Raw genomic sequence first — 22570 nt, 5'->3', positions numbered from 1 at the left:
ATGCAATTCTTGTCCCATACGTAACAATGCAGCTCAGGGCGGTAGTTGGTGGATCTCAATCTGCTGCGGGTACTGGATGCCCTGCTCCAGGAGAACAGCGTGACGCGTGCCGCCGAACGGCTCGGTACGTCGCCGCCCGCGGTCAGCCGGACCCTGGCGAAGCTGCGCCGGACCGTCGGCGACCCGCTGCTGGTCCGGGCGGGGCAGGAAATGGTGCCGACCCCCCGGGCGCTGGAACTCCGGGGCGAGGTGGGCGCGTTGCTGCGCGAGTGCGACAACGTGCTGCGCCCCGGGGCCGGCTTCGACCCGGTGCATCTCCGGCGGACGTTCACCGTCCAGGCGACCGATCTGCTGCTGGTCGGGCTGGCGGGGACGCTGATCGAGCGGATCGGCACGCGGGCGCCGGAGGTGGATGTGGTCTTCGTGCCGGAGTCGGCCGAGGGCGGGCCCGGGCTGCGGCAGGGCGGGGTGGACGTCGAGCTGGGTGTTCTCGGGCACCTTGATCCGGAGATCCGGACCCGGCAGCTCGCCCGGGGGACGGTGGTCGGGGTGGCCCGCAGCGGTCATCCCCTGTTCGGCGGGCGGCGGATCGATGCCCGCCGGTTCGCGGCGGCGGACCACATCGGCATCTCCCGGCTGGGCAAGCGCCTGGGCCCCATCGACGCCGCGCTCGCGGAACGGGGGCTGCGGCGCCGGGTCGCGGTCGTCGTACCGAGCCATACGAGCGCGATGATGCTCGCCCGTGACACCGACCTGGTGGCGATCACGGTGAGCGGCTGGCTCCCCGGCACCACGGCCGCCCTGGGCCTGCGCACCTTTCCCGTACCGCTGGACCTCCCGCCGCTGGAACTCGGGATGGCGTGGCATCCGCGCCACTCGGCCGATCCGGGGCACCGCTGGTTCCGCGAGCACCTGGCGGCGTCCGTACGGGCTCTCGTACCTGCCGACGTACGGACCGACCCACAAGGTCAATAGGCGGGCCCGGACGGGGGCTCGACCTCCGCCCCCGTCCGCCGCGACAATGTCGTACGGCCCCGCGGTCATACGGCCCCGCTGTCATACGGCCCCGCGCCCGCAACGAACCCGTAGGAGTGCTCCGAGAGGCAGGCAGTTGATGTCCTGGGCAACGAACGCATGCAGGTGCGGGCACCCGCGCTTCCGGCACGGCGAGCCCCGGTTCTCGGGTTCTTGCGGCGTCGTCTGCGGCTGCCTGGAGTACGAGATGCCGCCGCCGAAGCCGTACGACCCGGCATCGGAGCCGCCCAGTTCGCCCGAGCCGGGGCGCAAGGCGCATCCGTCCTGCCCACTCCAGGACCCGGACTGCAACGGGTTCCACCCCAACATCTTCTGAGGCCCGCGTTCTTCTGCCCGCATTCATCTGAGGGACGGGTTGCGGAGCGGTTTCGTTCCCTCCCGGCGCCGTGGGAAATTCCACTGTTCAGCGTGGATTTGCACGGTGGCGACTGCGATACGTTCGGGTGATGCGCCCCTCCCTTTCCCCTTGGTTCCGGTATGCCGCCGTGGGCCTTTCCGTCACCGCGGTCACTGCTGTCGCCGGGGTCTCCCCGGCCGTGGCGAGCGGACTCCCGTCGGCCGAACGGCTGTCCCCGCACCGGGCGACCGCCACGGGCAAGCCCGACGAGAAGCCCGCGAAGACTCCGCCGGCGCGCATGTCCGAGGTCGGCGGCGAGCGGCTGGGCAGGCCGGGGCCGCAGGTCGGAGCGGGGGCACCCGCACTGCCGAAGGATCTCTCGGCGCTCTCGTGGATCGTGTCGGACGCCGACACGGGCCAGGTCCTGGGGGCGTCGAACGCCCACTGGGCGCTGCCTCCGGCGAGCACCCTGAAGATGCTGTTCGCGGACACCGTGCTGCCGGGCGTTCCGCACGGCACCAGTCACAAGGTCACCCCGCAGGACCTCGAAGGAATGGGCTCCGGGAGCAGCGCGGTGGGCATCGTCCCCGGGCAGCAGTACAAGGTCGCCGACCTGTGGCGCGGGGTGTTCCTGCGGTCGGGGAACGATGCCGTGCACGTACTGGCCGCGATGAACGGCGGCGTGCCGAAGACGGTCTCGGACATGCAGAAGCGGGCCGACGAACTGGGCGCGAAGGACACGCACGTCCTGAGTCCCGACGGTTACGACGCCCCGGGCCAGGTCTCCTCCGCGTACGACCTGTCGCTGTTCCTGCGCGCCGGGCTGAAGAACAAGGACTTCAAGGAGTACTGCTCCACGGCCGAGGCCAAGTTCCCCGGCGGGCCGAACACCAAGGGGAAGCCGTTCGGGATCTCCAACACCAACCGGATGCTGTCGGGCATCGGCGGGGTGGAGAAGTACCCGGGGCTGATCGGCGGCAAGAACGGTTACACCACCAATGCGGGCAACACCCTTGCCGAGGCGGCCCATCGGGACGGGCACACGCTCCTGGTGACGGTGATGAATCCGCAGACGAAGAAGCACGACGAGGTGTACTCGGAGATGCGGCGACTGCTCGACTGGGGGTTCTCGGCCGTCGGCAAGGCCGAGCCGGTCGGCACGCTCGACGCGCTCGCGCCGAAGGCCACCGGTGCCACTACCGCTCCTGCGACGGGCACCGCCGGGCCCGCCGCGTCGGAGTCGTCCGGCGCGCTCGGCTGGGTGGGGCTCGGCGTGGGGGTCGCGGTGGCCGGTGGTGCGGCGGTCGTCGTGGTCAACCGCCGCAGGAACAAGGGAAGTTCTGCCGATTCGCCCGGTTCCCCCAGCGCCCCCGGTTCCCCCGGCTCCTCCGGCACCGGCGAGGCACCGGGCATCTGACCTCAGCTCCCCCGCCCCTCTGCGTGCGTCCGCGCAGGTCAGGCGGGCTTGCGGGCGAGGTGCACGACGTCCGGCACGCCCCGGCCAACCGGGATCTCCTCGCTGCGCACCGCCGTGAACCCGGCCTCGCGCAGGGCCTGTTCGAAGGCGGCCGAGGGTCGTGCGGACCAGACGGCGAGTACACCGCCGGGGTTGAGCCGGGCCCGGCAGACGGCGAGCCCCGCGGGGGTGTAGAGGTTGCGGTTGTCGTCGGTGACGGTCCAGTCGGGGCCGTTGTCGATGTCCAGGCACAGAGCGTCGTACGTCGCACCGGTCGCACCGGTCACATCATTCGCCCCCAACTCCCCTGCTGGCGCGCGCAGATGGGCCACCAGGTCCGCGTGCAGGACCGCCACGCGCGGGTCGGCGAGTGCGGGTCCCGAGACGGCCGACAGGGGTCCGTTCCGGTGCCAGTCGATGATCGCCTCCTCCCGTTCGACGACGGTGATCGGCCCCCACCGGTCCTGGGCGGCCGCGTGCGCGAGGGAGAAGCCGACGCCGAGGCCGCCGATCAGGACGGCGGGGCGCTGCGTGCGGTCACCGAGGGCGTCGTACGCCGCGTCGACGAGGAGTCGCTCGGAGCGGCCGTCGGAGGTGTCCATCAGGAAGCAGCCGTTGGCGATGATCTCGTACGTCTCTCCGCGCCGACGCAGTACGACCTCGCCGTACGGCCCCTCGCGGCGGTCCACGTCGACGGGCGGGCCGTCGGCGCCGGCCACCGGCCGGGCGGCGAACGGTGCGGGGGCTGAGCTGTGTGTGGCGGGGGCTGACATGGGCGATCCTTTCCGCGACCTCCCTTCGGGCCGCTCACCCGGCACTAACGACACCGCCGCCGCCGGGGTTCCCCGTACCGCGTACGCGGGAAGGACACCACCTTTCAAGATCAAAAAGCGGGCGGGTTAGCATATGAGCGACGCCTAGCTCGAAAGTGAAACCTGTGACTGTCAACGACGACGCCTCGTTCACCAACTGGAAGAACCGCGAGGAAATCGCGGAGTCGATGATCCCGATCATCGGCAAGCTGCACCGGGAGCGGGACGTGACAGTCCTGCTGCACAGCCGTTCGCTGGTGAACAAGTCGGTGGTCAGCATTCTCAAGACCCACCGTTTCGCCCGCCAGATAGCCGGCGAGGAGCTCTCGATCGTCGAGACGCTGCCCTTCCTCCAGGCGCTCACCACGCTGGACCTCGGTCCCTCCCAGATCGACATCGGTCTGCTCGCCGAGGCGCACCGGGCCGATGACCGCGGTCTGTCGGTCGAGGCGTTCACCGCCGAGGCCGTCGCGGGCGCCACCGGCGCCAACAAGATCGAGCGCCGCGAGTCGCGCGACGTCGTGCTGTACGGGTTCGGCCGCATCGGCCGCCTGCTGGCCCGGCTGCTGATCGAGAAGGCCGGTTCCGGCAACGGTCTGCGGCTGCGCGCCATCGTCGTCCGCAAGGGTGCGGGCCAGGACATCGTGAAGCGCGCCTCGCTGCTGCGCCGTGACTCCATCCACGGCCAGTTCCAGGGCACGATCACCGTCGACGAGGCGACCGACACGATCTACGCCAACGGCAACGCGATCAAGATGATCTACTCCGACGACCCGACCAAGGTCGACTACACGGAGTACGGCATCAAGAACGCCATCCTGATCGACAACACGGGCCGCTGGCGCGACCGCGAGGGCCTCTCCAAGCACCTGCGTCCGGGCATCGACAAGGTCGTCCTGACCGCTCCGGGCAAGGGCGACGTCCCGAACATCGTGCACGGCGTCAACCACGACACGATCAAGCCGGACGACCAGATCCTGTCCTGCGCCTCCTGCACCACCAACGCGATCGTCCCGCCGCTCAAGGCGATGGCGGACGAGTTCGGCGTGCTGCGCGGTCACGTGGAGACCGTCCACTCGTTCACGAACGACCAGAACCTGCTGGACAATTACCACAGCTCGGACCGTCGTGGCCGCTCCGCGCCGCTCAACATGGTGATCACCGAGACGGGTGCCGCCTCGGCCGTCGCGAAGGCGCTGCCGGACCTCAAGGCGACCATCACGGGCAGCTCGATCCGCGTTCCGGTCCCGAACGTCTCGATCGCCATCCTCAACCTGCGCCTGGCCCGCGAGACCACCCGCGAGGAGGTCCTCGACTACCTCCGCAACGTCTCGCTGAACTCGCCGCTGAAGCGCCAGATCGACTTCATCAGCGCCCCCGACGCCGTCTCCAGCGACTTCGTCGGCTCCCGCCACGCCTCGATCGTGGACGCGGGCGCCCTGAAGGCCGAGGGTGACGACGCGATCCTCTACCTCTGGTACGACAACGAGTTCGGCTACTCCTGCCAGGTCATCCGGGTCGTCCAGCACGTCTCCGGGGTCGAGTACCCGACCTACCCGGCACCGGTCGCCTAGCACTGGTCGCCCGGTACCCGTAGCCCAGTACCGGTAGCCCAGCCACAGCCTTCCGGCAACAGCAGTCCAAGACCGGCGTCCGACGGCGGGTGGAGCGGCCCCACGGGGTCGCTCCACCCGCCGTTCGCCTTGCGGCGCCCGGGGTCCGGGCGCCCGCGCTGCGGGCTGGGGATGCCGCTCGTAGGCTGGCCCGGGGGCCGCCTCGCGAAAGGCACACCCGGATGACCAGGCGCAGCACAGCGGCAGGTACCGCCGGTACGTTCCTTCTCCTCACGGCCGTGCTGTCCGCACCCGGCGCGTCCGTCGCGAACGCGGCCGACAGCGCGACCCAGCCCGACCTCCGCCGCTTCTACCAGCAGAAACTCGACTGGGGCGGCTGCCGGGACGAGGAGCTGAAGGACGACGGCGACGACCTCGGGGACATGCAGTGCGCCCGTCTCGTCGTGCCGGTCGACTACGCCGACCCGTCCGCGGGCCGGATCGCGCTGGCCGTCGGCCGCTACCGGGCCTCCGCGAAACCGGCCGGGAACGGAAACGGGGACGGAGACGGAAACGGGGCCAAGAACGGCAGTGGCGGCCGCATCGGTTCGCTGGTGTTCAACTTCGGCGGGCCCGGTGCGTCCGGGCTGACCACGCTGGCCGAGGCCAGGGAGACGTACGAGAGCCTGGGCAAGCGGTACGACCTGGTCGCCTTCGATCCGCGCGGGGTGGGCCGCAGCGCCCCCGTGAGCTGTGGTCCGGCGGCCGAGGAGGAGCTGACGGACGGGGACGGGCCGCCCGCCGCCGAGCCGGGCCGGCCGCTCGACCTCGACCGGACGGTCAAGGAGCTCAAGGAGATCGCGGCCGCCTGCGCGAAGCACACCGGCAAGCTGCTGCCGCACGTCGGCACCATCAACGTCTCGCGCGACCTGGACGTCCTGCGCCAGGCACTGGGCGACGAGAAGCTGCACTACATGGGCGTCTCGTACGGGACCCGGCTCGGCGCGGTCTACGCGGGACAGTTCCCCGAGCGGTACGGGCGGCTGGTGCTGGACGCGGTGGACACCCTGACGGAGAACTCCCGCGAGTCCGGGCTGAGCCAGGCCCGCGCCTTCCAGGGGTCCTTCGACACGTTCCTGGCCACGTGCGCGGACCAGGGCGAGAACTGCCCGCTGGGCGGCACCGTCGAGGAGGCCACCCGTACCGTCGACAGGGTGGTGGGCGCCCTCAACCGCAGGCCGGTGCGGACGAAGGGGAAGGACCCCGAGGAGTTCGGCGCCGCGGACCTGCGCGCCGCCATCGTCTCCTCGCTGTACGCGCCCGCCGTGTGGCCCGCCCTGGCGGCGGGCATCGCCGCGCTCGACGAGGACGGCGACCCTTCCGTACTGGCCGAGATCAACGGCCTCCAGGAGGAGTCCGGCAACGAGCAGGAGGCGCTGCTCGCCGTCAACTGTGCCGACGACCCGGACCGCACGCCCGTCACGGCGGCCGAACTGACGGCGCTGGAGAAGGAGTTCGACGAGGCCTCGCCGGTGTTCGGGCGGGACATGGTCGGCAGCGCGGTGTCCTGCACCGGCTGGCCCGCCGGGACCGGCTACGTCCGGGGGCTGGCGGAGCTCAGCGGTCCCGAGGTGCTGCTGATCGGGACGAAGGGCGATCCGGCCACCCCGTACCGCTGGACCGAGGAGACCGCGAAGCGGCTCGGCAGGGCGGTGGTGCTGCGGTACGACGGCGAGGGCCACGGGGCGTACATGGTCTCGAAGTGCGTCCGCGAGAAGACCGACGCGTACCTGCTCGACGGCGAACTCCCGGCGAACGGCACGTCGTGCCCGGCCGTGCCGCCGGGCACGCCCGACTCCGACGAGGAGTAGGGCGGCCCCGGCGGGGCCGGGTTCGCCATGGGTGGGCGGCTCAGAACTCGTCGGCGCCGTTGCGCAGTTCCGGCGTCCAGTAGCCGGTCTTGGCCACCGCGTCGTCGACGGCGATGCCGCCCGCCACGGAGAGGACCTTGCTGCCCTCGGCGGGGCCGTCGGCGGCGAAGAGGTTCACGTTGAAGGAGTTGACGGCGCGGTTGTTCTCCTTCTGGCCGCCGTTGTTGACGCGGACGGCGGCGTAGGCCGGGGCGCCGGGCTCCAGCACGACGGGGGTGCCGGGCTTGCTCTTGGCGACGGCGGGGACGTCCTTGGCGGTCTGGATCGGGCCGAACGCGATCAGCGGGTACTGCAGCAGGGTGCAGGAGCGGCCGGAGGTGTTGGTGGCGGTCAGCGTGATGTGCGTGGTGGGCGGGCCGTCCTGCTTCGCGGCGCTGATCCGCACGTCGTTGACGGTGCAGGCGGACGTCCGGACGCCCGACTTCTTGGCCGTCTTGCTGCCGTCCGTCTTCTTCTTGGAGGACTTGCCGTCGCTGTCGTCCACGCCGCCGGCCGTCCCGTCCCCCTGGCCCGCCGCGTCGTCCACGCCGCCGACCGAGGACTCCTCCTTCGCGCCGGACGCGCTGGCCGCCTTGTCCGGGGCCGTGGTGGGGGCGGAGCTCTTGTCGCTCTTCGCTCCGCCGTCGCCACCGCAGGCGGTGAGGGTCAGCGTGAGGGCGGCAAAAGCGGAGGCTGCGAGCAGGGCGGGGCGACGGACGGTGTGGCGCATGTGGGGGCTCCCTGGGAGATGCGGCGAGATGTGTGAGAAGCGGTGAAGAAGATGGGTGCCTGCTACAGGCAACCGCTTCGAGTTCAGCTTCGGCCCCTGCCTTGTCGTTCCACTCACGTTCCACTAACGCTTTTATTTCTTGCCTTCTCGCAGCTCAGCGGGGGTGCCAGGGGTCCGTCCCCGGCCTCGTCCCGACCCTCGTCCCAGCCCTCATCCCCAGCCTCGTACGCCGACCGCTCCGAGCGGTGCGGGCAGCACCGACACCAGGTGGAAGGCCGCGTTCAGCTCGGTCAGCTGAAGCACCTTCATCCCGAGTGCGTGGCGCACCAGGAGATGGAGGGAGCGGCCGTCGTCGTTGAGTACGCCCTGGAGGGTGAACAGCATCGACAGGGCGGTCGAGGTGAGCAGCGGGCTCTGGACGTCGACGAGCACCACCCGGTGGTCGCCCTCGCGGGCCAGCGGATGCAGCCATCTCTGGACCTCGCGCACATTGCCGAGGTCGACGGTGTCCGCCAGTACGACGACCAGGTGGTGGGTCACGCGGTAGTGGTGGTTCATGTCGGCAACCTCAAGAAGCGCGGAAGGGAACGTGGTGCACACAGTCGGCCGCTTCCTGACCGGTGGAGCGGGTACCCCGTGTCGGCGGACGTACCCGGGGTGTCCCGGCGCTGGACCCCGGGGCGGGCGCGGCCGGATGATGGGCCGGTGGGCGGGAGGGGGCGTGACGGCATGCCGACGGGTGCGGGTGAGTCGGTGCTGTCCCGGGCCGTCCGGATCTTCGAGGCGTTCACCGCCGAGGAGCCCGCGCTGACGGTGTCGCAGGTGGCCCGGCGCAGCGGACTGCACCTGGCGACGGCTTCGCGGCTGGTGGCCGAACTGGTGTCGTACGGCTTCCTGGCCCGGGACGAGGACCGCCGGGTGCGGGTCGGGGTGCGCATGTGGGAACTGGCCATGCGGGCGTCACCGCTGCGGTCGTTGCGGGATTCGGCGATGCCGTTCATGGAGGGCGTGCACGACGTGGTGGGGCACCACGTGCAGCTGGCGGTGCTGGACGGGGACGAAGTGCTGTTCCTGGAGCGGCTGTCCGCACCGGGGGCGGTCGTCAACTTCAGCCGGGTCGCGGGCCGGCTGCCGCCGCACCTGTCCTCCAGCGGTCTGGTCCTGCTCGCCCACGGCGCCCACGAGCTGCGCGAACGCGTGCTCGCCGGACCGCTGCCCGGCCGCACCCCGCACAGTCCGACCCCCGCGCCGAGGCTGCGCGGCGTGCTCGCGGAGGTACGGCGGCAGGGGTACGCCCTGTGTCCCGGCTATGTCCACGAGGACGCCCTCGCGGTCGCGGCTCCGGTGCGGGACGGACGGGGCACCGTGGTGGCGGCGCTGTCGGTGATCGTCCCCAACGACGCGGCGGGCCGCTCCTTCGTGCCCGTCGTACGGTCCGCCGCCCGGGGCATCTCCCGCGCGCTGGCGGCACCGGCCGCCCGCTGAGCCCCCGCCCTCTCACTCAGTGAGAACGCCGTCGCGGCCCCGCGCTCCCGCCGCGCATCCTGTGGGCAGGCGACCCGAGAGCGGGAGGCGGCATCGTGGCAGGCAGCGGCGGTACGAGGGCCGATGGGCGTACGGAGCCCGAGGGGCGCGCGGGACCCGTGAACGCGGTGACGCTCACCGTCACGGCCAAGGAGCGGGCCGCCGACGGGGTGGCCGCGCTGACCCTGGCGCGCCCCGACGGCGCCCGGCTGCCCGACTGGACGCCCGGCTCGCACATCGACCTGGTGCTGCCGGGGGTCGGCAGCGTCCTGCCGGGGACGGGCGGCGTCCGGCCGGGGGCCGGCAGCGTCCGGCAGTACTCGCTGTGCGGCGACCGCTGGGACGCGTACCGCTACCGCATCGCGGTCCTGCGCGAGCCGGCCGGCCGGGGCGGGTCGGCCCACGTCCACGACCGGCTGCGCCCCGGTGACCCGGTCGGGGTGGGCGGGCCGCGCAACCACTTTCCGCTCGTCCCGTCGCATAGGTACCTCTTCCTCGCGGGCGGCATCGGCATCACCCCGCTGCTGCCGATGGTCCGTCAGGCGCAACTCCTCGGCGCGGACTGGCAGTTGCTCTACGGCGGGCGCTCGCGCGACTCGATGGCGTTCCTCGACGAGCTCGGCGCGTACGGGAAGCGGGTCGAGGTCGTACCGCAGGACGAGTACGGGCTGCTCGACCTCGCGTCCTTCCTGGGTACGCCCCGGCCGGACACCAAGGTCTACTGCTGCGGCCCGGCCCCGCTGCTCGCGACCGTGGAGGCCGCCTGCGCCGGATGGCCGCCGTACGCGCTGCGGGCTGAGAGGTTCACGGCCGGGTCCGCCGCACCGGCGCGCGCCTTGCCCTTCGAGGTGGAGCTGCGGCGGACCGGGCGGACGGTGACCGTGCCCTCGGGCGTCTCGGTGCTGGAGGCGGTGCGCGGCGCGGGCGCGGAGGTGCTGTCCTCCTGTGCGCAGGGCACCTGCGGAACCTGCCTGACGACGGTGCTCGCGGGACGGCCCGACCACCGCGACTCCGTCCTCGCGGACCACGAACGGGCGTCCGGCGACTGCCTGTTGCCGTGCGTGTCGCGCTCGCTGGACGACCGGCTCGTACTCGACCTCTAGCCCGCCCCCAGCCCGCGCCGGTTCGACACCCGACCCGCAAGGAGAACGTCCCGTGATCCCCGAGACCGTCCTTCCGCACAGCGCCGCCGACCCCTTCGCCGACGACGTCCTGGCCGACCCCGACGCCCTGCACCGGGCGCTGCGCGCGGCCGGTCCCGTCGTACACCTGACCAAGTACGACGTGTACGCCCTGGCCCGGTACCCGCAGGTGCACGCCGCGCTCACCGACTGGCAGCGCTTCGGTTCGGGCGCCGGGGTGGGGCTGAGCGACTTCCGGCGGGAGAAGCCGTGGCGGCGGCCGAGTCTGCTCCTGGAGGCGGATCCGCCGCTGCACGACGCGCCGCGCCGGGTGCTGCGGGAGCTGCTGGCACCGCCCGCGCTGCGCGGGCTGCGCGAGCGGTGGGTCGCGGCTGCCGAGGCTCTCGTGGACGAGGTGCTGGCCCGGGGCGGCGAGTGCGACGCGTTCACCGCGCTCGCGCGGGCCTTCCCGCTGCGGGTCTTCCCCGACGCGGTGGGCCTGGGCCCCGACGGGCGGGAGAACCTGCTCCCGTACGGGAACATGGCCTTCAACGCCTTCGGTCCCGCCAACCACCTGGTCGCGGCGGACGCGGAGCACGGACCGGGCCTCTCGGCGTGGGTGGACGCGCAGTGCACGCGTCAGGCGCTGTCGGACGACGGGTTCGGGGCGCGGATCTGGGCGGCCGCCGACCGTGGTGAACTCACCCGTGAGCAGGCGCCGTTGGTGGTGCGTTCGCTGCTGACGGCCGGGGTCGACACCACGGTGCACGGCCTGGCCGCCGTACTGCACGCCTTCGCCGCGCACCCGGAGCAGTGGCAACGGCTGCGCGGGGAGCCGGAGTTGGTGCGGGTGGCGTTCGACGAGGCGGTGCGCTGGCTGTCGCCGGTGCAGATCTTCTTCCGTACCGCCACCACCGGGGTGAGAATCGCGGGGGTCCGGATCCCGGCGGGTGCGAAGGTGCTGATGTTCCTGGGGTCCGCCAATCGCGATCCGGACCGCTGGGAGGACCCGGACCGCTTCGACCTCGGGCGCGACCCGTCGGGTCACGTCGGGTTCGGGATGGGCATCCACCAGTGCGTGGGCCAGCACGTGGCCCGTCTTGAGGCGGCGGCGCTGCTGTCCGTACTGGCCCGCCGCGTGGCGCGGATCGAGCCCGCAGGGGCGCCACGCCGCCACCTCAACAACACTATGCGGGCGTGGAGTTCCCTTCCGGTACGCCTGGTCCCTGCTCCCGCTCGCACTGCTTGAGCCTCGTACGGGAGGAGGTGGCGGCGGCCGGGCGCAGCAGCAGGAGCAGCAGCGCGGTGGCCGCGAAGATCACGCTGACCGCGAGGTAGAGGTTCTGCGGGGTCCAGCCGCCGTCGAGGAGGCTGCCCGCGACGGTCGGGGCGAGGATGGCGCCGATGCGGCCGATCGCGAGGGCGCTGCCGAGGCCGGTGGCCCTGACCTCGGTGGTGTACGTGGAGGGGGTGAGCGCGTACAGACCGGCGACGCATCCGTTGGCGAACAGACCGACCACTCCGCCGAGGGCGAAGGCCGCTCCCAGAACGGAGGTCGAGGCGATGAACGAGGGCAGCAGCACGGCCGTGACGACGAGGTAGGCGATCAGGACGTTGCGCAGCGCGAAGCGGGCGGCCAGCGCGCCGAGTGCGGCGGCGCCGAAGATGCCGCCGAGATTGAGGAGGGTGCCGCCGGTGAGGCCCTGGGTGCCGGACAGTCCGGCCTCGACCAGCAGGGTCGGCGTCCAGCCCGTCACGAAGTAGAAGCCCGCCATCACCAGGAAGAACGCCAGCCAGATCAGCAGGGTGGTGCGGCGCAGCGCCGGGGAGAGCAACTCCCGGAATCCGGCGCCGATTCCGGCCGGTGCGGCGGTGGCCGGCTCGGGCAGGTGGCTCAGCGGCGGCTGCCCCATCCGGCGGGCCAGGGCGTTGATCCGCTCCAGGGCGTTCCTGGGCCTGCGGGAGGCGAGGAAGTCGACGGACTCGGGCAGCAGGAAGTGTGCGAGGGGCACGGTGAGGGCGGTGGCGATGCCGCCGGTCAGGAAGACCGAGCGCCAGCCGTAGGCGCCGATCATGGAGACGGCGAGGAGGCCGCCGACGGTGGCGCCGATCGCGTACCCGGTGGAGTTGAGGCTGACGGCCAGGCCGCGCCAGCGGCGGGACGCGTACTCGCCCGAGATGACGTTGCTGCCCGCCAGGACTCCCCCGATGCCGATGCCGGTGAGCACCCGCAGCGCCCCGAGCTGGACGGCGGACTGACTGGCGGCGGAGAGCAGCATTCCGGCGGCGGCGACGGCCAGGCAGCCGAGGATGACCGGGCGGCGTCCGATCCGGTCGGCCCACGGGGCGACGAACATCGCGCCGAGCGCCATGCCGACCAGTCCCGCGCTGAGCAGCAGCCCCAGCCGGGAGGGGGACAGCTCCCACTGGGCGGAGACGGCCTTGCCGGTGAAGGACATGACGAGCACGTCGAACCCGTCGAGCACGTTGAGCAGTACGCACACCGCGACGGCGCCCCACTGGAAGCGGCTCATGGGTCCTGCGTCGAGGGCGGCGCGCAGGGCGGCGGGGCCGTGGGGCGTGGGCGGCGGGACCATGGCAACTCCGTTGTCGACGGGGCGGGGCGCGCTCATGGTGCGGCCGGCCGGGGAGGGCCACCAGGTGGTTTCCCGGATGCCGGGAAGCCGGCTGGGAACGGGGGGCTACGGCGTGACCATCGCCCGCGAGATCGCCCGCGCGCTGGTGCGCACGAGGCGGGCCAGCGCGTGCGGGGAGACGGTGCCGTGCCGGGCCACCAGGGACACCGCCGCGATCACCGCGCCGTCGCCGGCGTGCACCGGTGCGGCCACCGACACGGCGTCCGTGGTGACCTGGCGGTCGCTCACCGCGTAGCCCTGGGTACGGGTCTCGGCCAGGGTCCGGCGCAGCTCGCGCGGTTCGGTGACGGTGAACGGGGTGAGGCGTTCGAGGGGGCCCGCGAGTACCCGCTCCTGTACGTCCACGGGTGCGTGGGCGAGCAGCACGAGGCCGACCCCGGTGACGCTGAGCTGGAACCGGCCGCCGACCCGGGTCAGTACGGGTACCGCGCCGGTGCCGGCGATGCGCTCCACGAAGACGACCTCCGTGCCCTCGCGGACCGCGAACTGGACGTTCTCCCGGGTGATCTGGGACAGGTCCTCCAGGAACGGCAGGGCCCGCTCCCTGAGCCCCTGCCCGCGCGGTGCCAGCGAGCCGACCTCCCAGAGCCGCAGTCCGACCCGGTAGCACCCGTGGTCGTCGCGCTCCAGCGCACCCCAGGCCAGCAGTTCGCCCAGCATGCGGTGCACGGTCGACACCGGCAGTCCGGCCCGCCGGGAGAGTTCGCTCAGCGTCATCGAGGGGCTCTGGGCGCTGAACGCGCCCAGGATCCTGAGCGCCCTGGCGAGCACGGGACCGGTGCCCGCACCGGTCCGTGCCGCGTCGTCTGCTTTCCGTACGAGCGAGTGGTCCACCGGTTGCCCCCGCCGTCGCCCGCTGTCCGCCGACGGCCGGCCGGTCCGTCGTGCCGGTCAGTGTGCAGGACGGAGATAGTCCCGTCGAGACCTGTGCGCGTCCCGGTGGGGCATCCCCTGGGCGGGCACCACGGCGGGCCGGTCGATCCCGGCCAGTCCCCTGGCGTCCCTGCGGGCCAGTCCGCGCGAGATCCGCAGCGGGTCGAAGCCTGCGGTGCGCTCGGGGAGGCGGGCCGGGTCGGCCAGGACCGTACCGGCGCAGACCTCCGAGAGCAGGGGACGTTCCAGGATGCGGCCCGCGGCCGAGATGCCGCTGAGGGCGGTGCCGAGGATGCCCGCGCCGAAGCTGGAGTTGGCGCCGACCGCGTACAGGCCGCGCACTCCGGTGCGGATGCTGGGGCGGCGGCCGTGTCCGCCCCAGTCGTCGAAGCCGTACGGGGTGCCCGAACCGCCTTGGATGTAGCGGTGGTTGGTGTGTGCGGTGGCGGTCTCCAGATGGGTGATGTGCGCCCTGAAGGGGCCCAGGACGCTCTCCGCGATGTCCACGAGGCTGTCGCGGAGCCGCGCCTTGCCGCTCTGGTAGGCGGGGTCGCGGCGGTAGCCGCCCGGCGGCCCTTCGAGGGGCGGCACCAGGGTCATGACCTGGAAGTTGCTGTGGCCCGGCGGGCAGACGGTGTTGCTGCCGGGGTCCTTGAGGGAGCCGAAGGAGAGGAACGCGAAGGTGGGGTCGTCGCCGCCCAGTGCCTGGCGGTAGGCGCCCTCGACGTCGGTGTGCGCCCACCACCAGATGTTGCTGTTGGGCAGGTCGAGCGGCCGGTCGAGGGCGATGTACGCGGTGGCGACGGCGGCCCGCATGGTGGCCTGCCGGGTGCGTTCCACCACTGCCCCGGAGAACCCCTTGCCGTCGCAGAGGTCGAGGACGGTGCGCCGGTAGTCGGCGTTGGAGACGACGAGCGGGGTGCGGACCTCCTCGCCGCCCGCGAGCCGTACCCCTGCCACCCGCCGGTCGTCCGTGACGAGGATCCGCTCGACGGGGCAGCGGGTGCGGACCTGTCCGCCGTACGCCTCGATGACCTCGACGAGGGTGGCGACCATGGTCTGGCCCGAGCCGACGGGGGCGTAGGCGCCGCGCAGGTAGTGGTCGAGCATGGTCGCGTGGGTGGAGTTGAGGGTGGTGGAGGGCGGGGTCCCGTAGTTCCCCGACTGGGCGGCGAGGAGGGTACGGGCGGTGGGGCCGAGTCCGCAGTCGTCGAAGAGCTCGCCGAGGCTGCGCAGGCCCCAGGTCATCAGCGCGGTGGACATGGGGGCGCGGGCGGCCCCCGGCGGGGTGGTCATGCCGCCGCGCAGATCGGCGGCGACCTCGCGCAACACCCCTACGCAGCGGGCGAGTCGGTCCTTCTCAGCGGGGACGGCCGCGCACAGCCTGCCGAGGTAGGCGTCCCAGCCGACGGGTACGTCCATGGTCGTGCCGGGCAGCACGATGCGGTCGAACCCTTCGGTGTCGAGGGGGCGGAAGGCGACCCGTTCGGGGCCGATGCCGAGGCCGGAGAGGACGGCGGGGAGCAGTCCGTCGGGGCCGCAGTCGCCGACGTAGTGCATGCCGACGTCGAATTCGTAGGCGCGGCGGCGGCGGAAGACCTGGGCGTTGCCGCCGGTCACGTCGTGCTGTTCGGCGAGCAGCACCCGTCGGCCCGCGACGGCGAGGTAGGCGGCGCAGACCAGGCCGCCGATGCCGCCGCCGACGACGACCACGTCGTACGGGAGGCTGCCGCAGGGGTCAGAGTGCAAGGCCACCGTGCACCTCCAGGACGCTTCCGGTGAGGTACGAGGCCTGGTCGGACACCAGGAACGCGGTGAGGTCGGCGACCTCGGCCGCCGTGCCGAAGCGGCGCAGCGCCACTGTCTTGCGGAGCCGGTCGCGGTCCCGGTCGGGCAGCGTGTGGGTCATGTCGGTGTCGATGAGGCCGGGGGCGACGACGTTGGCGCGGATGCCGTGCGGTCCCGTCTCCTTGGCGAGTGCCTTGGTGAAGCCGATGATTCCGGCCTTGGCGGCGCTGTAGTTGGTCTGCCCCGGGTTGCCCTGGACCCCGGCGACGGAGGAGAGGGTGACGACGCAGCCGGTGCGGCGCTTGAGCATGGGGAAGACGGCGGCCCGGCAGGTGTGGAAGACGCCGTCGAGGTTGGTGTCGATGACCTGGTGCCATTCGTCGTCGGTCATCAGGACCAGCGGCCGGTCGCGGGTGATGCCCGCGTTGGCGACGACGGCACCGATGGGGCCGAGTTCGTCCTCGGTGCGGGTCACCCATGCCTTCGCCTGCGCCGCGTCGGAGACGTCGGCCCGTACCGCGAGCACCCGTGCCCCGTACTCGCCCGCCTCCTTCTCGACCAGGCGGGCTGCCTCTTCGTCGGACCGGTAGCAGAATCCGATGTCCCAGCCGTCCCTGGCCAGGCGCAGCACGACGGCCGCGCCGATGCCCCGGGAACCGCCGCTGACCAGGGCCACCTTGGGTGCCTGGGCGGCCGTTTCAGGGGTGGCGGCAGCCGTATCAGAGGTGGCGGCCGCCGTGTTCTCCGTACTCGTACTCGTACTCACGCGTGCTTCCCTTTCGTCATTTCGCTTCCTCTGCCATGCGCAGGACGGCAGCTGCCACCAGCCCTTGTCCGTCCACCGAAGTGATCACCGCGTGTCCGCCGGGGGCCTGGGCGGCCGAGGCGAGCACGGAGGCGAGCTGGAGTGCGGCCGAGGCCGCCCCGGTGTCGCCCAACAGGGCTCCCAGGTCAGGCAGTTGCTCGCGGGCCTGCCGGGGGAAGAGCCTGTCCAGGGCCCGGGTCTCCCCCGCGTCCAGGCCCGACCCGGTGACCGCCCACACGTCCGCGGCGGCGGTCCGGGCCTGCGCCAGCGCCTCGACGACCGTCGCCCGGACGGCATCGCCCGAATCGCCGCCCTCGGGGACCTGCCGCGTGTGCACCGCGCACACGCTCGCCAACAGCGGTACGGGGCTGGGCAGTTCGGCGGGCGTGAGGCGCAGGACCGCAGCCCCTTCGCCCATGAGTACGGGGGACGGGCCCCGTGCGCCGGGCGCCTCGTCGCGACTGCGCGCCTCCAGCCAGGCGCGGGCCGTCGAGTACTCCTCGGCGCCGCCGCACAGCACGGTGCGGGCACGTCCCGCACGCAGCAGGCGGCGGGCGTAGAGCAGCCCGAGCAGAGCACCGGCCCGGCCGCCGGCGAGGGTGGTGTTGGGGCCCTGGATGCCGTGCCGGATGGCGCACTGGGCGGCGGCGCAGTTCATGACGCTGTTGGGGATGACGCCGGGTTCCACGTCGTAGGGGCGTTCACCGATGAGCGAGGAGCGGGTGAAGTCCGTCATGGACTGGACGCTGCCGGTGGTGGTGCCCAGGACGAGGGCGGTGTCGGGCCCGGCCTCGGTGCTGCCGTCGGCGAGGAGTGCCCCGACGGCGCTGACGGCGAGGGCGGTGACCCGGTCCATGTCCCGGGTGCCCTTCTTCCCGAGTACGGTGCGGGGCTCGAAGTCCGGTACGAGACAGCCGAGTTGGGCCTGTTGGCCGGGTACCAGGGTGGCGGCGGGCCGACGGGCCCGTACCCCTGCGGTGAAGTCGGCGGCGGCGTGCCCGTACGGGGAGAGCGCCGACCAGGCGGTGATGTTCATGGAGGCTGCTTCTTCTGCTCGTGTCTCGCGGAGGTCAGGACAGGGTGCGGTGGCGGCTCTCGTTGCGGCTCGCGTGCCAGATCTCGCGCAGGCTGGTCTGCCGGTGGTCGTAGCGGCCCAGGACGACGGCCGCGTTGTTGCCGCCGAAGGCGAGGCCGTTGTTCTGGACGATGCGCAGGTCGGCCTCGATCGCCTGGTTGGGTACGCAGTCCACGGCGCATTCGGGGTCGGTGGTGCGGTGGTTGATGGTGGGCGGCACGAAGCCGTGGGTGATGGCCAGGGAGCAGGCGATGGCGCCGAGGGCGCTGGCGGCGCCCATGGTGTGGCCGAGCATCGACTTCAGGGAGATGGTGCGGGGCGGGGTGTCGCCGTAGACCCGGCGCACGGCGCGGCTCTCGGTGACGTCGTTGGCCTTGGTGCCGGTGCCGTGGGCGGAGATCAGGTCGACCTCGGCGGCCTTCACCCCGGCGTCGTCCAGGGCAAGTTGGAGGCAGCGGGCGACGCTGTCCTCCTGGGGGGCGACGGGGTGGTAGGCGTCGCAGTTGAGCCCGTACCCGAGGACCTCGGCGTAGATCCGGGCGCCGCGTGCGAGCGCCGATTCGAGGCTTTCCAGGAGGAGCATTCCGGCGCCCTCGCCGGTGAGGATGCCCTGCCGGTGGGTGTCGAAGGGGCGACAGCAGTCGGGGGCGATGGTGCCGAGGCGGTAGAACGCGGCGAAGGTCTTGCGGCAGAAGGCGTCCGCTCCCCCGCACAGGGCGAGGTCGGCGTCGCCGTGCCGGATGGCGTCGAGGCCGTTGCCGATCGAGTAGTTGCCGGCCGAACAGGCGGTGCCGATGGTGAGGACCTCGGCGTCGGTCAGCCGCAGTTCGCGGGCGGCGGCGATGCCGAGGCGGGCGGCCGGGACGCGGCGGGCGGCCTGGCCGGTGACCGCGTCGAGCCCGCCCCGCAGATGGGCCTCGGTGATGCGGTCCAGGTCGTACGATTCGCCGTCGGTGGTGCCGACGGAGATCTGGCACCGTACGCCGCGCAGATCGTCGTCGCTCAGCCCCGCGTCCTCCACGGCCATCCGGGCGGCGGCGGCCGAGAACTGGGCGGCCCGCCCGTACTCGTCGGGCGAGATGCGGTGCAGCAGCCGGGCGGGGTCGAAGTCCGGCACCTGGCAGCCGTTGGAGTGGGCGAAGCCGGTGGTGTCGAACGCGTCGATGGGGCTGACCCCGCTGCGCCCGGCGCGCAGCCCGGCGGTGAAGTCGGCGGTGCCGGTGCCGATGCTGGACAGGATGCCGAGTCCGGTGACGACGACGCGGCGGGGCCCGGGGCGGCCGGGCCCCGACCGGTGGAACGCCGGCCGCGGCCCCGGCACGGGAGTCCCGGCGGAGCGGGAGTCGGAACGGGTCGTCATCGTCGTGGCTACCAGCCCGCCGTCTCGCCCAGCACCTGCCGCACACCGGCCAGGTGGGCCATGCGGGGCATCTCGTTCTGGTCGATGGTGACCTTGAACTCCTTCTCCAGGGCGGCCAGTACGCCGATGAGGGCCAGCGAGTCGGCCCCGTGCTCCTCGACGAACCGGTCGTGCTCCCCGAGCTCGTCGGGTTCGAGCTCAAGGCGGTCGCAGACGATGTCGGTGATCCGCTCCTGCCGGGGGTCGTCCCCTACCGGGCTCTGACTCACCTCACCGCCCGCTCCCCCCACCGGCCGCACCTCCGGGGCGCGGACCTCGGTGGCGGCCTTGCCCTCACGTACCTCCGCCACGGTCCCGCCCTCGCGGACCTCGGTGGTGATCCGGCTCCGGCGGACGTCGGCGGCGGTCCCGCACCTGCGGACATCGGCGGCGGTCCCGCTCTCACGGAAGTCGATGGTGGTCCGGCTCTGGCGCATGTCGGTGGTCTGCATGGCTGTTGGGGCTCTCTTCTCTCGAAGTGGCGGGGAATGGGGCCCGGCGGCGGTGGGCCGGGCGCCGGGGTCAGTACTGGGCGGCGGCGGCCTGGCGGCGGGTGGACTTCCAGTCGCGCAGGCCGACTTCGTCCCGTACGGCCGCGCAGGCGTCCAGGATCCGCTCAAGGTCGGCGTCGGTGAGTTCGCTGTGCACCGACAGCCGTTGGACGCAACGCCGGGTGGGCACGGACGGCGGTACGAAGGCCGCGCCGAACACGCCTCGGGCGTCCAGTGCCTGCTGGAGGCGGCGGACGCCCGGTTCGGTGCCGGGCTGGAGGGGGATGATCTGGCTCTCGCTCGGGGCGACGCGGTAGCCCAGCGCGGTCAGTCCGTCGCGCAGCAGCCGGCTGTTGAGTTCGAGCCGCTTCCTGCGGTCGTCGGCGGTGGCCAGTACGCCGAGCGCGGCGGCCAGGCCCGCCACGTCGTGCGGCAGCAGGGTGGAGCTGAAGACCGCGCCGAGGGAGTGGTACGGGAGGTAGTCCGCGACCTCCCGTGCGCAGGCGATGAGCCCGGCGCGGCCCGCGAAGGCCTTGGCGAGGCTGGCCGTACGGTAGGCGACCCGGTCGGTCAGACCGAGTTCGTCCACCAGTCCGGCGCCCCGGAAGCCGAGGACCCCGAGGGTGTGGGACTCGTCGGCGATGAGTTCGCTGCCGGTGCGGCGGGCGACGACGGCGAGTTCGAGGAGCGGACAGCGGTCGCCGGTGACGCTGTAGAGCGTGTCGAAGGCGATCAGGCCGGGGCCGTACTGCCGGACGGAGCGCTCCAGGTGCTCGGTGTCGTTGTGGGCGAAGGGGCGGGCGACGGCGCGGGCGGCCGCGATGCCTTCCCAGAGGGAGGCGTGGGCGAGTTCGTCGATGTAGACGGGGGCGCCGGGCGGGCAAATGGCCTGGATCAGGCCGACGTTGGCGGACCAGCCCGACTGGCAGAGCATGACGGCCGGTGCGCAGAGCCAGTCGGCGAGTGCGGTTTCGAGGTGGCGCAGCGGGTCGGTGTCACCGGTGAAGACCCCCGACATCAGGGCGCCGTTGCCCTGGTCGCGAAGGCTTCGTACCTGGGCGTCCAGCACGTCCGGGTGACCGCCGACCGCCAGGTAGTCGTTGGACATGAGCGTGAGGTCGGTGCTCCTCGGGGTCGCACGGCCCCGGTAGAGGGGACCGCCCCAGCTCGCCTGCCGGAGCTGCCATGCCTTCAACCGCTCGGGGAGGGAGGAGAGTTCGCCGGACATCACACCTCGCACGGATTGTCGGGTCCACTGACGCGATTCGCCGACCGGTACGAGTGCACCGGCTGCGCAGTGGTTGACGGGATCGGCAAGACTTTAGGGGCGAAAAGGATTAGGCATGCACCAAGCGATCCATCGGACATATGTCCAAATGCCCTGCAAATGAATGATCGTTGCAGTTCAGAGGCATATCTGCAGAAACGTTCCTGGAGCAGTGCCCGCCGGGACTTCACCCCCATGGGTGCGCAAGGGAATCCCTTCGGGTATTCCTCCTACGCTGCTGGTATCTGCGATGTCAATTCGCACAGACCTTTGCAGATGCACCATTAATTGGATTATCTTGCCGCACATGCAGTCCTACACAATCGGCCAGGCGGCCCGCCTGCTCGGCGTCAGCCCGGACACCGCCCGCCGCTGGGCGGACGCGGGCCGGGTAGCGACCCATCGCGACGACAGCGGGCGCAGGCTCATCGACGGCCGTGATCTCGCCGCCTTCTCCGTGGAGGTCGCACAGAGCGGCACCGGCGAGGAGGAGTCCTCGTACACCTCGGCCCGCAACGCCTTTCCCGGCATCGTCACCGCGGTGAAGCTGGGCGACGTGGCGGCGCAGGTCGAGATCCAGGCCGGCCCGCACAGACTCGTCTCGCTCCTCACCCGGGAAGCCGTCGAGGAGCTGGGCCTTGAGGTGGGCATGCAGGCCACCGCCCGCGTGAAGTCCACGAGCGTGCACATCGACCGCACCTGACCGGTGGCCGCACCTGACCGGTACGGATCCGCCCGCCCGTGGTGTGCTGCCGCACCACCGTTCCGCCCTGCGCAGTTGACATGCCCTGCGCAGCTGTTCCACCTCGCGCAGCTTTCCTGCCCGCTAGGAGTTGTCCCCCGTGAAGATCCCCGTCGCCGGACGCCGCAGTGCCTCCGCCGTCCTGACCGCCGCCCTGCTCGTGCCGCTCGCCGCCTGCGGAGGCGGTACGGACAAGAAGAAGGACGAGCCGGCCGGCGCGGCGTCCCCCCGGGTCAAGCTGACCGTGCTGGCCGCGGCATCCCTCACCGATGTCTTCAAGACGGCGGGCGCCGCGTACGAGAAGTCGCACCCCGGCACCAAGGTGACCTTCTCCTTCGCGGGCTCGCAGGAGCTGGCCTCGCAGGTCAAGAACGGGTCGCCCGCCGACGCCCTGGTCACCGCCGACCGCAGGACGATGGACGGGCTGAGGTCCGACACCGGCACACCGGCCGTCATCGCCAAGAACCGGCTCGTCATCGCCACCGGCGAGGGCAACCCGAAGAAGATCACCGCGCTGAAGGACCTCACGGGCAGCGACCTCAAGGTCGTCCTCGCGGCGCCCCAGGTGCCGGTCGGCCGGTACAGCAAGAAGATCCTGGACGCGCAGCAGCTCACCGTGAAGCCGGTGTCGCAGGAGCCCAGCGTCCGGGCCGTGCTCAGCAAGGTCGAACTGGGCGAGGCGGACGCCGGGCTCGTCTACAGGACGGACGCCGCCACGGCCACCGACAAGGTCGACGCCGTCGAGATCCCGGACGCGCAGAACGCGGTGGCCGACTACCCGGCCGCCACGCTCAGGACGTCCGGGAACGCGTCGGCGGCGGACGGGTTCGTGAAGTGGCTGGCCGGTCCGGAGGCACAGAAGATCCTCCAGGCCGCAGGCTTCCAGAAGCCGTAGCACCGTCTCCCCCCCCCGGGACGCCGCACGCCGGGGCCCGTCCGCCCCGGCGCGCGGTGCACGTCGTACCCCTGCGGACGTACGAGAGTGAAGGCCGGCA

The 22570-nt window shown here is 72.2% G+C and carries 21 protein-coding genes; 10 read left to right on the top strand and 11 right to left on the bottom strand.

Features of this window, described 5'->3' with window-relative positions; all coding sequences use genetic code 11:
* Positions 1–48: 48 nt before the first annotated feature.
* The 3 genes from ACZ5PB_RS33620 (at position 49) to ACZ5PB_RS33610 (ending at position 2789) form a co-directional block, all read left to right on the top strand.
* A complete protein-coding gene (locus tag ACZ5PB_RS33620; RefSeq protein WP_468696483.1) occupies positions 49–975 on the top strand; it encodes a LysR family transcriptional regulator in 927 nt (308 codons plus the stop codon).
* A gap of 139 nt (positions 976–1114) precedes the next feature.
* The gene (locus tag ACZ5PB_RS33615; RefSeq protein WP_468696481.1) at positions 1115–1351 is read left to right on the top strand and encodes a hypothetical protein; all 237 of its coding nucleotides are present in this window, start codon (positions 1115–1117) and stop codon (positions 1349–1351) included.
* Between the two features lie 130 nt (positions 1352–1481).
* The gene (locus tag ACZ5PB_RS33610; protein ID WP_468696479.1) at positions 1482–2789 is read left to right on the top strand and encodes a D-alanyl-D-alanine carboxypeptidase family protein; all 1308 of its coding nucleotides are present in this window, start codon (positions 1482–1484) and stop codon (positions 2787–2789) included.
* 38 nt (positions 2790–2827) lie between these two features.
* Here ACZ5PB_RS33610 and ACZ5PB_RS33605 read toward each other — a convergent pair whose 3' ends face one another.
* Complete coding sequence (locus tag ACZ5PB_RS33605) at positions 2828–3601, bottom strand: spermidine synthase family protein (protein WP_468696477.1); 774 nt, start codon at positions 3599–3601, stop codon at positions 2828–2830.
* A 164-nt stretch (positions 3602–3765) separates the two neighbouring features.
* Between ACZ5PB_RS33605 and ACZ5PB_RS33600 the strand changes: the two genes are divergently transcribed.
* Together ACZ5PB_RS33600 and ACZ5PB_RS33595 are read left to right on the top strand one after the other, a co-directional pair.
* Positions 3766–5214 carry a glyceraldehyde-3-phosphate dehydrogenase gene (locus ACZ5PB_RS33600; RefSeq protein WP_468696476.1) on the top strand — a complete coding sequence of 483 codons (1449 nt, stop codon included), beginning with the start codon at positions 3766–3768 and terminating at the stop codon, positions 5212–5214.
* 221 nt (positions 5215–5435) lie between these two features.
* A complete protein-coding gene (locus ACZ5PB_RS33595) occupies positions 5436–7064 on the top strand; it encodes an alpha/beta hydrolase (protein WP_468696475.1) in 1629 nt (542 codons plus the stop codon).
* Positions 7065–7104: 40 nt separating this feature from the next.
* Here the strand turns inward: ACZ5PB_RS33595 and ACZ5PB_RS33590 are convergent, their stop codons facing one another.
* Complete coding sequence (locus ACZ5PB_RS33590; RefSeq protein WP_468696472.1) at positions 7105–7833, bottom strand: DUF4232 domain-containing protein; 729 nt, start codon at positions 7831–7833, stop codon at positions 7105–7107.
* Between the two features lie 210 nt (positions 7834–8043).
* Entirely contained in the window at positions 8044–8391 is a 348-nt protein-coding gene (locus tag ACZ5PB_RS33585) for an STAS domain-containing protein (RefSeq protein ID WP_468696471.1), read from the bottom strand.
* A 171-nt stretch (positions 8392–8562) separates the two neighbouring features.
* On the opposite strand from ACZ5PB_RS33585, the gene ACZ5PB_RS33580 reads away from it, so the two are divergent.
* The 3 genes from ACZ5PB_RS33580 to ACZ5PB_RS33570 all read left to right on the top strand — a co-directional run bounded on the left by ACZ5PB_RS33580 (position 8563) and on the right by ACZ5PB_RS33570 (position 11727).
* Positions 8563–9318: an IclR family transcriptional regulator gene (locus tag ACZ5PB_RS33580; protein ID WP_468696469.1), complete on the top strand. Its 756-nt coding sequence runs from the start codon at positions 8563–8565 to the stop codon at positions 9316–9318.
* Positions 9319–9476: 158 nt separating this feature from the next.
* Entirely contained in the window at positions 9477–10460 is a 984-nt protein-coding gene (locus ACZ5PB_RS33575; protein WP_468696644.1) for a PDR/VanB family oxidoreductase, read from the top strand.
* A gap of 52 nt (positions 10461–10512) precedes the next feature.
* The gene (locus ACZ5PB_RS33570; RefSeq protein ID WP_468696467.1) at positions 10513–11727 is read left to right on the top strand and encodes a cytochrome P450; all 1215 of its coding nucleotides are present in this window, start codon (positions 10513–10515) and stop codon (positions 11725–11727) included.
* Here the strand turns inward: ACZ5PB_RS33570 and ACZ5PB_RS33565 are convergent.
* From ACZ5PB_RS33565 to cqsA, 8 genes are all read right to left on the bottom strand, one after another.
* The gene (locus ACZ5PB_RS33565; protein ID WP_468696466.1) at positions 11666–13111 is read right to left on the bottom strand and encodes an MFS transporter; all 1446 of its coding nucleotides are present in this window, start codon (positions 13109–13111) and stop codon (positions 11666–11668) included. The two genes, ACZ5PB_RS33570 and ACZ5PB_RS33565, sit on opposite strands and share 62 nt — an antisense overlap.
* 69 nt (positions 13112–13180) lie before the next feature.
* Positions 13181–13969 carry an IclR family transcriptional regulator gene (locus tag ACZ5PB_RS33560; protein WP_468696464.1) on the bottom strand — a complete coding sequence of 263 codons (789 nt, stop codon included), beginning with the start codon at positions 13967–13969 and terminating at the stop codon, positions 13181–13183.
* Between the two features lie 57 nt (positions 13970–14026).
* Entirely contained in the window at positions 14027–15763 is a 1737-nt protein-coding gene (locus ACZ5PB_RS33555; RefSeq protein WP_468696462.1) for a phytoene desaturase family protein, read from the bottom strand.
* The gene (gene fabG / locus ACZ5PB_RS33550; protein ID WP_468696643.1) at positions 15747–16472 is read right to left on the bottom strand and encodes a 3-oxoacyl-ACP reductase FabG; all 726 of its coding nucleotides are present in this window, start codon (positions 16470–16472) and stop codon (positions 15747–15749) included. The genes ACZ5PB_RS33555 and fabG overlap by 17 nt, the downstream gene beginning before the upstream one ends.
* A 106-nt stretch (positions 16473–16578) precedes the next feature.
* Complete coding sequence (locus ACZ5PB_RS33545) at positions 16579–17637, bottom strand: beta-ketoacyl synthase N-terminal-like domain-containing protein (RefSeq protein WP_468696461.1); 1059 nt, start codon at positions 17635–17637, stop codon at positions 16579–16581.
* A gap of 34 nt (positions 17638–17671) precedes the next feature.
* A complete protein-coding gene (locus ACZ5PB_RS33540; RefSeq protein WP_468696460.1) occupies positions 17672–19036 on the bottom strand; it encodes a beta-ketoacyl-[acyl-carrier-protein] synthase family protein in 1365 nt (454 codons plus the stop codon).
* Positions 19037–19044: 8 nt separating this feature from the next.
* The gene (locus ACZ5PB_RS33535; protein ID WP_468696458.1) at positions 19045–19527 is read right to left on the bottom strand and encodes an acyl carrier protein; all 483 of its coding nucleotides are present in this window, start codon (positions 19525–19527) and stop codon (positions 19045–19047) included.
* A 70-nt stretch (positions 19528–19597) separates the two neighbouring features.
* Entirely contained in the window at positions 19598–20794 is a 1197-nt protein-coding gene (gene cqsA / locus ACZ5PB_RS33530; RefSeq protein WP_468696456.1) for an alpha-hydroxyketone-type quorum-sensing autoinducer synthase, read from the bottom strand.
* A gap of 346 nt (positions 20795–21140) precedes the next feature.
* On the opposite strand from cqsA, the gene ACZ5PB_RS33525 reads away from it, so the two are divergent.
* Together ACZ5PB_RS33525 and modA are read left to right on the top strand one after the other, a co-directional pair.
* Positions 21141–21536, top strand: coding sequence for a TOBE domain-containing protein (locus ACZ5PB_RS33525; protein ID WP_468696454.1), 396 nt, complete (start codon positions 21141–21143; stop codon positions 21534–21536).
* 139 nt (positions 21537–21675) lie between these two features.
* Positions 21676–22470 carry a molybdate ABC transporter substrate-binding protein gene (gene modA / locus ACZ5PB_RS33520; protein ID WP_468696452.1) on the top strand — a complete coding sequence of 265 codons (795 nt, stop codon included), beginning with the start codon at positions 21676–21678 and terminating at the stop codon, positions 22468–22470.
* Positions 22471–22570: the final 100 nt, after the last annotated feature.

The organism is Streptomyces sp. NPDC032721, assembly GCF_055579625.1.
Note: the sequence above shows the minus strand (reverse complement) of the source record. Positions and strands in the feature narration are given on the sequence as shown.